At 45.8% G+C, this 12,265-nt stretch carries 10 protein-coding genes; 4 read left to right on the plus strand and 6 right to left on the minus strand.

The window, feature by feature from the left end; genetic code table 11:
* Positions 1-78: 78 nt before the first annotated feature.
* The 5 genes from H608_RS0100840 to H608_RS0100860 form a co-directional block, all read right to left on the minus strand.
* A complete protein-coding gene (locus H608_RS0100840) occupies positions 79-4,920 on the minus strand; it encodes a DNA repair ATPase (RefSeq protein WP_028786004.1) in 4,842 nt (1,613 codons plus the stop codon).
* A 110-nt stretch (positions 4,921-5,030) separates the two neighbouring features.
* Positions 5,031-7,058: a flotillin family protein gene (locus H608_RS0100845; RefSeq protein WP_028786005.1), complete on the minus strand. Its 2,028-nt coding sequence runs from the start codon at positions 7,056-7,058 to the stop codon at positions 5,031-5,033.
* Positions 7,059-7,123: 65 nt separating this feature from the next.
* Entirely contained in the window at positions 7,124-7,801 is a 678-nt protein-coding gene (locus H608_RS0100850; protein WP_028786006.1) for an OB-fold-containig protein, read from the minus strand.
* A gap of 6 nt (positions 7,802-7,807) precedes the next feature.
* Entirely contained in the window at positions 7,808-8,518 is a 711-nt protein-coding gene (locus tag H608_RS0100855) for a PspA/IM30 family protein (RefSeq protein WP_028786007.1), read from the minus strand.
* 44 nt (positions 8,519-8,562) lie between these two features.
* Positions 8,563-8,955 (minus strand): YbjN domain-containing protein, encoded by a 393-nt coding sequence (locus H608_RS0100860; RefSeq protein WP_028786008.1) that lies wholly within the window; start codon positions 8,953-8,955, stop codon positions 8,563-8,565.
* Positions 8,956-9,059: 104 nt separating this feature from the next.
* Here H608_RS0100860 and H608_RS20790 point away from each other — a divergent pair, with 104 nt between their 5' ends.
* The 4 genes from H608_RS20790 to H608_RS0100885 all read left to right on the plus strand — a co-directional run bounded on the left by H608_RS20790 (position 9,060) and on the right by H608_RS0100885 (position 11,888).
* Complete coding sequence (locus H608_RS20790) at positions 9,060-9,737, plus strand: helix-turn-helix domain-containing protein (RefSeq protein WP_051267891.1); 678 nt, start codon at positions 9,060-9,062, stop codon at positions 9,735-9,737.
* A 159-nt stretch (positions 9,738-9,896) separates the two neighbouring features.
* On the plus strand, positions 9,897-10,892 hold the full coding sequence (locus H608_RS0100875; protein WP_028786009.1) for a virulence RhuM family protein/type II toxin-antitoxin system death-on-curing family toxin: 996 nt from the start codon (positions 9,897-9,899) through the stop codon (positions 10,890-10,892).
* Between the two features lie 54 nt (positions 10,893-10,946).
* On the plus strand, positions 10,947-11,423 hold the full coding sequence (locus tag H608_RS0100880; protein ID WP_051267892.1) for a PPC domain-containing DNA-binding protein: 477 nt from the start codon (positions 10,947-10,949) through the stop codon (positions 11,421-11,423).
* Between the two features lie 75 nt (positions 11,424-11,498).
* Entirely contained in the window at positions 11,499-11,888 is a 390-nt protein-coding gene (locus tag H608_RS0100885; RefSeq protein ID WP_028786011.1) for a hypothetical protein, read from the plus strand.
* Here H608_RS0100885 and H608_RS20795 read toward each other — a convergent pair.
* Complete coding sequence (locus H608_RS20795; RefSeq protein ID WP_051267893.1) at positions 11,866-12,255, minus strand: DoxX family protein; 390 nt, start codon at positions 12,253-12,255, stop codon at positions 11,866-11,868. The two genes, H608_RS0100885 and H608_RS20795, sit on opposite strands and share 23 nt — an antisense overlap.
* Between the last annotated feature and the right edge of the window lie 10 nt (positions 12,256-12,265).

Consider the following 12,265-nt stretch of genomic DNA (forward strand, 5'->3'; position numbering starts at 1 on the left):
AATCCGGTGTTACAACGAACATTATTAAATTATAAAACGCCCGGCTAAAGCCGGGCGTTTTTTTAGCAACGATTTCTCTCACTTCTTACTGATCGCTTTCGCTATCGCTTCGAGGTGTTCATTAAACGAACTCAACTGGATCAGTACCTGGCCGGAGGCATCTGTATCTTTCATCATTCCGAATTTGTTATTCTTGACAAACACTTCTTTGATATGCTGCCAGCGGGTTGCTTCTTCTTCATTCAGGAAACCCGCAATTTCTTTCAACTTAAGCAGGTTGGCTTCCGCATCGGAAGTAAGCGTTTGTGATTCCCCTTCGTAGTGCGAACGGATCAACGTATCAACTTCTTCCGGGTTCATCAGCGGTACGATCTTGCCCGTCATCTTATTCATATTACGGTAGGAACCCTGTAGCTTGAAAGCCGGTTCCGTCCGGTAGGCATCTTTCATGGCGGCGCTGGCAATATACTGCTGGTTCACCAGGAGCACGATGTCGCGAATACGGATAATACTTCTCAGCACTGCAATTGCGTCGTCGGTTTCCTGGCGGTTGTAATTCCCTTCGAGCTCGGGCAGCATTTCGCTCTGCGTCTCTATATAGTTGATCAGCTTGTACAGGTCTTCAAAGCTGCGGTTGCTGATCCGTTGCAGATATTTGTTTTCCGCAACGGAGTTTTCGATCAGGCTGAGTTTGAATAATTGATCCGAGCTACCGATCACATCGCCCAGGTTATAGACGTCTGCCCGGTTGGCCAGCATGTCCGGAATCTTAAATTGTTCCCCGCTCTCGGTATACGGGTTGCCGGCCATGACAATACAAAAGCGTTTGCCTCGCAGGTCATAGGTTTTGCTTTCGCCTTCGAATATCCCGTCCATTTTACGCTGGCCATCGGCTAACGAAATAAATTTCTGTAAAAACTCCGGGCTGCAATGCTGGATATCGTCTACATACAACATCACGTTGTCCGCCATTTCAAAAGACAGGTTGATCTTTTTCAACTCTTCCCTGGCGCCGGAGGTAGTAGCCTCCTGCGGATCGATGGACGTAATAGAATGGCCGATCGTAGGACCGTTGATTTTCACGAAGTGCAGCCCCATCGTTTTGGCCAGGTATTCCATCAGCGTCGTTTTACCATAACCGGGAGGAGACACCAATAATAACATACCCATCCGCGCCGTGCGCTTGTCGTCACCCGCCGCACCGATCTGCTTGGAAAGATTGGCTCCGATCAATGGAAAATATACTTCATTGATCAGGCGGTTGCGCACAAATGAGCTCAATACCTTCGGCTCAAATTCGCTGATCTTCAACTGTTGCCTGTATTCGCGGACCAACGCTTCTTTCAGTTGATTAAACGCCGTAAACGCGGGAACAACCGTAGCGAAATAAGCTCGAAGCTTATGGATAAAGCGATGATAATTCAGGAAATATTTTCCGTCTTCCGCAACAACAGCATGCGTGCCCTTCAGGCCTTCGAGCAAGAGCGCATCAGCCGCTGCACGCTCCTTATAGGGATGATCTTTGAACAGCAGCATACAAACTGCCTCATCTACATACTGCGGATCGGCTTCAACGGTATTTGTCTGGAGGAATGCGAGCAACCAGCTCTGAATGATATAAAAGCGTTCGGTAATATCAAATGCTGTGTTACCCACTTCCTGTAAGAACAATTCCGTCCTGCGCCTCAATTGCAGGTATTCCTTGAATGACTTTTTCAGGTGAAGCGCCTGCTGGCTGCAGGTAAACTGTTTCGATATCGAAAACTCCTGGTACAGGTAGTGAGCAACATCTGCCGCGTCTACCGTTTCATACGCAAGAGCCGATTGCAGGAAACGCGTGGAAATTTCTTTCGCAACAAATGCCGCCCGCTCACTGCCGGGAAAACTTTCCTGGATAGAATGGGCGGCGGTAATAAGCTGCAATAGCTTGTTCCGCGACGAATCTTCTATTCCGAACCAGAACAATTGTGCCGCCACGCGCACAGCCGGCGAATAATGAAGAATGCCAAGTTCTTCCTGTAATCTTTTTAATCCCTGAAAGATAGCAATGGCATCTGTGTTGTGCACACCTTTGAGGTAAGCGGCCGCATAATCACGCTCCACACGGTCATTGAGAAATGTTTCAAAATTCCACTGAGCATTTTGCCGGAGGCTTTCCAGGAATGTCTGATAAGCTAAATATTCAGCACGATAAACACCGGCATTTTCCGAAACCAGTTCCTGCTCCCAGATGGCGCGGTGCTGGTAAAGCGATTCAGCTTTTACTTCTTTATAAAAACTTGTGCCGATCAGGTGATAAAATAATTTATCATTGCGGCGGATGATCGTAAGATCGAGGACTTGTTTGTTAACAACAAACTTGTAATTTCCCAACGAAATGATGTTTTGTCCATCGACAAACAAATCCGTTTTGTCTTTGAGATTGCGGAGTGCCGTCTCCTGTGCAACTTTAACAAGGTTCTCCAGGTTCTCTGCTTTGGCTACATCGCCGAGGTCTTTCAGTTCTTCTACGAGATTGCGGACCTTATCGATCATCAGGTCGGTTGAAAAGAAAGCATAAATACTCTCCTTTTCATTGAAGGACTGCGCCTTGTTCTCCACATTCTTCAACACACGCAATCCTATTTGTTCCAGCGAAGATGTGCGTTTGTTGATCTGCGCGATCAGCATTTCCTTTTTGCCGTTGAACGCTTTGATGATCTCGTCGCGCTTGTCGGCAATCTTCATCACAAACTCTTCGAAATCGGCGAATTTGCTTTCGAGTTCTTCTATTTGTATGCTGATCTTGGTGAAATAGTCTTCGCATTTTTCCGGCGTATTGGAAAGATCGAGGAAATTGACAATACTCTGGTCGAGCAACGTCAACTGTGCATAAAACTCGCCTGTCAATTCCTGGCTTCGCAATGTAGTGACTGTGCGGACCAACTCCGCTTTTACTTCGTTCAGCGAAGCAAAGATCAATGAAATCTTTTCGACGATGCGCGTGGTTTGTGTGGTATCATCGATCTTCAGGCTGTTGAGGATATCGATCAGCATCTCCAGTCCGGAAGCGATGCGCTTTACTTCTTCTTCTACCGGCTGTGCATCTATTACCTTCGTTACCGAAGCGGCAGCTTTCTTTTGTTCGGCTACTTTTATTTCATAAGGCGCAAGCGCTTCTTCTTTCAGGAGAAACTGAATCGTATCCTGAGAGAGAGAACTATTGTACTGCTGTAATGTTTCTTTTAATTCATTGACCGCCTTTGCGTCGATATAGCGGACGTTGAGCAGATCGATCACAGCGCCTTGCATGCTCCGGGTAGACGCGAGTAATTCGACCAATTGATCGAGTGAAGTGATCGTTGCATTTTTTACATCGATCACCAGTTGATCCACTCGCTTCTGCATGGCAGCCAGCGTGTCTTTTGCATGTTGACGCTGTGCTTGTACTTTGGCAAATTCATCTATCGCTGTGCTGGCGATATCGCGGATCTGGATCAACGGTGCAGCCAGATCAAAGGTAGCTTCATCCTTTAGCCAGAAATAAGCGTCGATGATATCGTTTGTGCGCTTATTAATGTCCTCATAAAGATCCTCGTAACTATCTTCCTTCTGCAACAACTGTATCACTTGCTGGCTTTCGCTCATTGCGCTCACGATATCCTTGTTACCGATCTTGTACAGTACGTTGTTGCTCATCGCCGCATTCTCTTGTAACGTGGCGGTATAAGGTGTTTGCCAGATTTGCACCTGGTGATGACGGATCGCTTCGTTCTCCGAACGGAAATAGACCAGCGTACCGTCATTAAAAACCGTAAAGCCATTACAGATGATCGGCGTTTCCACCTGCTGCACGATCATATTGTATGACATCAGTACATAGGTGTTGGTCGTTCTCTGATAAAAAATATAAAGAAAATCTTCTCCGTTGGGCGATGCAATACTTCGAACGAATTCGAGTTCGGTGATATCGGATTCGAAGATTTTGTATTCTCCATTTTGCAAATAATAACCGTTGGGGAAAATGACACCCTGGTTATCGGGAAGCAGGATACCCGCATCGAGTAACGTGGGAATAGGAACAACCTGGCGCGTACGTACGTTGAAAATATAAGCGCGAAAATCTTCCTGGTAGGGCTTGATTTTAATAGCTATCAGGTTGCCGAGATCCGCGTAATAATACGCCGCATCATCAAGTTGCTGGTCTTTATTACGTACAGGTTCGGAGAAAATACCTTTTCCCGTATCTGTATTGTTTTCAATTTTAAACGTGATATCGCCGTTGGTTGCTTCGATAAAAACTTTATCAAGCACAGAAATATGCGGATGCAGTCCGAGCCGGCGATTACTGAGATCCGTTTTTATCCATTCAAAATCGTGCTGTGCTGATTTTCTTACTTCATGGATACTGCGGTCATCTACATAAATTAACTGATCATCTTTGATCAACCACTTAAAAGCCTTCCGGTCATCGGGACTTTTACTGGTCTGGAAAATCATGTAAAGATAGTTCTCCGTTTTGGTGAACTTGGCAAAGATTGAATCGCGGTAATATTTATAGAGATTACTAAAGTCGGTGATGAAGGTTTCGTCTTCGATCAGGGTAAGTGGTTCCGGCTCAAAATGATCGCCGGTGAATTTGTAAATGCCGAATACATCGCTCAGTTTAATGTCTTCGCGCAAACCGAAGTGAACGTTGTAGGCAAAAATGGTCAGGTCGCCGAAAGCCATGATACCGCGCGCTACGCCGTTGTTGACGGTGGTGATGCGCTGGTTGGCCACTAGCTGAAACCCGGAAGAATTGAAAATCTCTTTCCGCGCGGCGTTGAGTTTTGCCAGGCGTTGTGCCAGGTTGAGTCGCTGCTCTTCGAGCCTGTTGCGGATAATCTCATACGTGCCCGAGTCCAGTATTGCCGTTGTGTTGTTGTCTGTACCTGCCATTGCTAAAAAATAAACGTTCGAAAAAAAATCCCTGTTCTAAAAATGTGCCATGAGAAGAGAGGCCGACAGGTGTCAGCCTCTCAGCGTTAAAAACAATCCGTCATGGCGGATCACAGCTTTCTGTTGGAGAGACCGAGGCTGCTCGCCAGGTTCGCCAGGCTCAGCAGGGAGGAGCGATCGCCTTCCGAGCTTTGCTGTTGCATTTTCAGAATAAGACTGGAAATGGTCAGGTTCTTGATATCGTTCGTTGAAATATTATACTTGTCTGCGAATTCGCGGATGCGCCCGAGCAGATCACCGCTGTTGGTGCCGTCGCCGATCAAAGCCGTTTTGATCTGCGAAGCATTCTCACTTTCATTGATCAATCTGTCGAAACCTTTGGCATTCGAGATCTGGTTGATGATGTTATTGAAGAACATCGTCTCACCGCCTACGATATCGATGTTGGCAGATTTCAGTGCATCTCCGAGAACGGCCGCCTGCGCATCGGCAATATCTTTCTGGATATTGATCTGCGCAAGAGCGATATCTCTTTCTTTGTTCAGCAATAATTTAAACTCTTCGTGATCTTTCCCGACTGCGTCGAGTTTCTTCATGGCCTCTGCTTTCTCTTCGATACCTGCAGCCTCGGCGAGCGCTTTCTCTTTGGTCACTTCGGCCTGTGTGAGACCTTCCTTGCGTTTTGCTTCAGCGATTTTTTCGATAACGGTTGCGTCAACAGAGCCTTGTCTTTCGGCAGCTTCTGCTTTTGCCATCATTACTTCCGCTTCGGAGAGACCTAGGGTTGCTTCTTCGCGCGCCTGTGCTTCGGCGAGGATCTTGCGGGCTTCGGCTTGTTTGACTGCCGCTTCTTTCTTCGCTTCTGCGTCAATGATCAGTTGTTTGGCCTTTTCTTCGGCAGCTTTCTTCTCTGCTTCAGCTTGTTTAACGGTGTAAATCAACTTTTCTTCTGCCTGCTGGCTGGCCTGTGTGATGCCGACGGTTTTATTCCGTTCTACTTCGCGGAATGCTTCGAGGTCTTTGACGCCCTGCTGTTCTTCCACTACACCTTTTTCGAGACGTACGCGATCGCGGATCACGTCCTGTATATTCTTGCGTTCAATCTCGAGGGTTTTGTCTCTTTCGATCTGCGCGAGGGTGACGATCTTTTCACGTTCGGTGGCTTCCAATGCGCGATCTTTCTCTACGCGCTCTGCCTCTACTGCGTCCGTACGTTGTTTATTTTTCTCTGCAATAATGATCTGGCGGAGTTTATTCTCTTCCTGTACGGCGAGCGACTCTTCTGTTTTAATGCGCACGGTTTCTGAACGCAGTCTTTCTTCTTCGCGCACTTTGGCCATCTCGGCTTGTTCGCGGGCCTTTATATTGTCGATCTCCCGGCGTTGTTTTTCTTCCTTCTCGGCCATCTGGCGTTCAAGTTCGAGGATGGCTTCGCGCGCTTCCACGTTTTGTTTCTTGATCACTTTTTCTTCCTCACGTTTAATGAGGTTTGCTTTGATATTTTGTTCGGCGGTCAGCTCGGTGATCTTTTTGATACCCTGTGAATCGAGGATATTCTGTGCGCTGAGGAACCGGATTTCGGTTTGTTCGAGGTAGTCGATGGCGCAGTCGTCGAGAATGTACCCGTTGAGGTCAGTGCCGATGATGTCGAGAATCTCGGTTCGGAATTCACGGCGGGCCTCATACAGTTCGATGAAATCGAATTTTTTACCTACCGTTTTAAGTGCTTCAGAGAATTTTGCCTCGAAGAGATTGCGGAGTGTTTCCACATCGCTGGCCCGCTCTGTGCCGATGATCTGTGCTACGTTGAGTACATCGTCTGCATTTTTGTTTACACGGACGAAGAACGCCACTTTGATATCTGCGCGGATATTGTCCTTACAGATAAGGCCGTCGTTTTCCATCCTGTCGATCTGCAGTTTTTTAACGGAGATGTCCATGATCTCCATTTTGTGAAGCACGGGAATCACGTACATACCTTTGTTGAAGGCAACTTTACCGCCGCCGACACCGGTACGGACGATTGCTTTTCCCTGAGGGATTTTTTTGTAAAACGTAGCAAAAGCAAAGAGGATAATGAAAATGATAAAAGCAATTCCTCCGACAAACAATAAACTGATTCCACCGATTTCTCCCATAGTTGTGTTGTGTTTTAGTTACGATTAAAGTGAATGGTGACTTGTAAAAGATATATTAATGATGATTATACTACATTGGCCAGGTTGATCTCGGGCACCACGAGGTAATACTTTTTATCGGCAGACTCATCGGCGATCATTACCTCGGCGTCATAGGGAATAGGATCGCCGGTTTTACTTTTCACATTGACGCGTATTACATCGCTTTTAATCTTCAGTTCTGCGGCACCGATCGTATTGCCGGAAATGGTTGAACGCATTCGTGCGGTTCTGCCGAGTAGTTCGTGTCCTTCTTCTCCGTTATAGCCCATTGCGTGATAAACTTTTACTAATGGTTTGGTTGCGTACCGCGTGATCAGGAATGCCACCAGGAAGACGGGTATTAAAATGAGTACCGATTTCCAACCCCAGGCGGCGAGTCCGAATGCTACCGACGTGGTCAGGGTAACGATCCATGCGATGAATTTGAAGGTAGTATAAACTACCATAAACGGTACTTTGCCTATGTTAACAAATTCAAGTGCTTTCTGGAAAAATGGTTTATCGCCGGTGGACTCTCCCACATCTGCGTCCGTATCTGTATCTACATCGGCGCCATGTACATCCACGTCTGCATCGGCATCACCAAAGAGATCACCGGCGAGAAAAGTAAAAATCCAATAGATAGCGGTGATGCCGGTGAGCACCGTCATGATGGCATTGCTAAGCGGATGAAACAGGATGTCGGTGATACTTAAAAGCATAGATTATTATTCGTTTTCCTTGATGCCGAGTTTTTCTTTGATGGCCTGCAGGTCTTTTTCGATCGACAGGGAATCGTCTTTTAGAAGGCTGTTCAGTTCGTCTTTGAGGCTATGTTTATCGCGTGCTATTTCGCCGTAAGCCTGTGACAATGCTTCCTGGTCTTCTACTTTTGCCTTCATGCGTTCGAGCATGGCGATAGTGCCGTTATTATCGAGTTGTGCCAGTTGTTTATTGACCTGTTCGGTGGCTTTGCTCACTTTTACGCGTGCCTTTAAGGTACGGAGTTCTTTCTCCCATTTCTCCATATTCTCTTTGAGAATCTCGGTATTGCGCAGCATCTCGCGTGAAGACTGTTGCAATGCGGCAGACTGACTGCCGAGTTCTTCGGCTTCCGTATAATACTTTCTGCGAAGCGAAAGCGCTTCTCTTGCGAGCTCTTCAGCCTTGGTCATGTCCACTTGTCCTGACTGTGCTTTCTGCATAATCAGGATGGCCTTTTCGGCGTAAGTGGTCGACTCCTGCAGGCAATGTGCCTGGTCGTTTTCGGTGCGTATGGCCAGTGCTTTTACCTGGGCATATGCTTCTGTTGCTTCGGTAAGGTCTTTGCGCAATTCGCGGAGTCCCTGCTCTGTCATCTTCACGGGGTCTTCCATTTTGTCCACTGCGGCGTGTATTTCTGCCTGTCCTATTCTGAAGAGTCGTTTGAAAATGTTCATGGCTGCAAAATTTTATGATAAAAAATAACCGTTATTAATAGGGATTACAATTTGGAAAAACCGATGATGGGTTGTGCAAATTCGCTGAGCAGGAGGCCGAGTGAATTGAGTGCGCCTTCGAACTCATTGAAATCGATGTTACCCAATTGCATGGTGTAGCGGAAAAGCACTTTATCGCCGTCTTCGTTGATTACGAAAGCACCGTGAATCGTGTCCCTGTTTTTTTGCAGGAGACGTTTGAACATGTCCATATTGTCTTCGCGGAAGGAAAACAGGAACTGTTCCATGATCAGGATGGGCGGTGCGATACCGATGATCAGGTTGTGAATGCCGTCGGGCTGGTTGTCGATCTTGAGAATGCCGTTTTGCTCACTCTTGTAGATGATCCTGCAATGGAGCCGCTTGGCAAAATCTTCGATGGTTTCTAAATAACTCATGGGCGGTTGGTTAACGACTGATAGAACAAATTTACAAACAAATTGGCCAATTGCAAAAAATATTTGCATTGTAGTTAAAAAAAATATCACCTATCTTTGCATGTATGACCAAGATCGGGGCTAATATCAAAAAAATACGCACCACAAAGGGTTTGAGCCAGCAGGCTTTCGCTGATTTGTTTAACCTTACCCGCGGTAATATCTCCTCATATGAAGAGAGCCGGGCCGAACCCCGCATAGAGACAGTAGTGCAGATTGCCAATTATTTTTGCATTCCGGTCGGTCAGTTCATCAGCGATCACCTGACAATCAATGAAATCCTGAAGTTCAACGGCGACAAACTCATTGAGGACGAGAACCATATCATTAAGCTACAGCTGCGTGAAGTGCCTTTCATCAACGATAATATATATATGAAGTGTTGCTACCAGGAATTACAGTTCAACGACTGGGCAGCTTTTCCACGGTTGGTGCTTCCCGAGGCCAATAATCACAATATGCTGGCGCTTACCTTCAACCCCAACATTCCTCACCCTGAATCACTGCCCCAATACCAGTTGCATGATGTGCTGATTTTTGAAGAGGTGACCGAACAGAATATCCATCTCTGTCAGCACAAGACAGGCCTGTATACTTCGGAACGAGAGATTATGCTGGGCAAATACGATATGAGCGCCGATCATATCGACCTGGTGTTAAATGATTTCAAGAAGCAACAGTTCGATTTCAAACACCGCACGGCTTTCTGGAAGTTATTTGCTGTTTATAAGCATGAGGGCTGAGAAAATTTCACCGGAATTGCACTGATTGATCACTCAAATACACAGCCCTCGCACCTGCATTCTTCCGTTTTCTAAATGGGTATTTTAATCTTATTTCTGTTTGTACCAATTCGGTATTCCGTAATGTATATTGCCTTGTTATATTGTAAAAGCTGAACCATGTCTGCAAATAAAAATATTGTCTTTTATCAATCTTCTGATGGAAAGGCTTCTATAGAGGTAACTCTTGATAAAGACACTATCTGGCTCGACCAATATCAATTGGCAGCGCTTTTCGAGACTGACAGAACCTCCATTTCAAGACATATCAAAAACATTTACAAATCCGGAGAACTGGACGAGGCTGCAACTTGTGCAATTTTTGCACAAGTTCAACAAGAAGGAAAGCGAAACATTAAGCGTCAGATAACCCGGTATAACCTGGATATTATTATCTCCGTTGGATATAGGGTAAATTCGGTTCTGGGTACACACTTTCGTATCTGGGCTAATCGTGTGCTCAGAGAATACCTCGTCAAAGGTTATTCACTGAACGAAAAAAGACTGAAAGAGCAGGTACAACAATTGGAAACCCTCAAAAAAACTGTGGGACTGTTGGGCAATGTACTGGAAGCAACGGACCTTACGACCGACGAAGCCAGCGGATTATTAAAAGTACTGACCGACTATACTTATGCGCTTGATATATTAGACAAATATGATCACCAGAAACTTACCGTGGATGGCATTCATACCACAAGTTCATTTGTAGCAACTTATGAAGAGGCAATGAAAGTAGTATATAGTATGAAGGAACGGTTTGGCAGCGGCAGTCTTTTTGGAAACGAAAAGGACGAATCATTCAAAAGTTCCATCGCCACTATATATCAAACTTTTGAATCTACTGACTTGTACCCCAGTATCGAAGAAAAAGCCGCTACTTTTATCTACCTGATCATAAAAAATCATTCGTTTTCTGATGGCAATAAACGAATTGCTGCATTTCTTTTCGTTTGGTTTTTGGAAAAAAATGGATTACTGTATAATTCGAATGGCAGCAAAAGAATAGCCGATAATGCACTCGTTGCACTCACATTGATGATTGCAGAAAGCCGGCCGGAAGAGAAAGATATCATGACAAAAGTTGTGGTAAATCTAATCAACAGCTATAATTGACAGCGTGTGGGATACACTAGCCCGTTTTTTGCAGCCCTTCCCCTAAAAAAACCTATGCGTTTACTCCTGAGCATACTTGTATTCATCACCGCCACGGAAGCCTCCGCCCAAAGCCGCTACACCAAAACGCCCACCGGCTACCTCATGGTACTCCGCCAGGGCGACAGCATCATCCAACACCTGGAAAAATTTGCCGTTGCCGAAAATATTCCCTCTGCCAATTTCACCGGCATGGGCTTCGTGAATGTGACATTCGGATTTTTTGATGCAAAAACAAAACAGTACAACCCCAAAGAATTTCGCGATGTGGAAATGTCCGGCATGCTCGGCAGCATCGCCTGGCAGAATGGCAAACCTTCAATCCATACACATGGCGTAGTTACGGGCCGCGACTTCGTCGCTTACGGCGGACATATTCTATCCGGAACCGTTGGTACAGGTTCTTTGGAGATCGCTATTACGGTACACGATAAAAGACTGGAACGTGAACACAACGAAGAACTCGGCGCCAATGTGCTTTCGGTGGAATAAATAAACTTCTCTAACTTTCGTCCACCAACGATGCGCCCAATAGAAATCAGATACAACAGGAAAAGATTAGCCCTTATGCTCGCCTTTATTACCCTGCTGCTTGGCGGAGGCATCTTTTATTCATTCTACACCCAGGCGCTGGATCGCAGATTAGCCGTCCCGGTATCGATCGCTGTTTTTATCGTTTTCGGCCTTTCTCTTTTCCCCACGGCTAAAAGACTGTTCAATGATTCCATAATCCTGTCCTTCGATTTTATTTCCATAACCATAACCGACCGGCACCAGTCCGTCACCATCGACTGGGCCGATGTTACTGATTGGAAAATAGAAAAGGATAATAACAACTATTTGCTGATCATCAAGACACCTAACCTCAAAAAGAAGGTCGATTTACAATGGCTCGAGAAAACGCCTCCGGAAATTGAAGCTCTAATCCAACAGGTCACCTCCCGCTCTTATCAATAGCATAGCGCCCCGCTCCCGTAAAAAACAAACACAAACAACCAAACAACAACGCCAATGCCGGTGTCATCCCTTCTATTGTATCGCCCATTTTAAAATGAACAAATACTGCTATCCCAAAGTTCAGCACCATGAGCATCGAGGCAATCCTTACCTGGTATCCTATGAGTATACCAATACCACAAATCGCCTGTAAATAGACCGATACATTTGCCGACAATAAAGGAAAAGGGAAGTTGAATTGCGCAAGAAAGGCCTCAAATTCTTTCATCCTGGCCCAACTGATAATATTATCGATCACACCATAAACCAACCGCAGACCGATAAACAAACGAAGGAGCAAAAGTCCCAATGATGTATTCATTTTCATTCACAATTTT

It is taken from the genome of Terrimonas ferruginea DSM 30193, assembly GCF_000425585.1.
GTDB lineage: Bacteria > Bacteroidota > Bacteroidia > Chitinophagales > Chitinophagaceae > Terrimonas > Terrimonas ferruginea.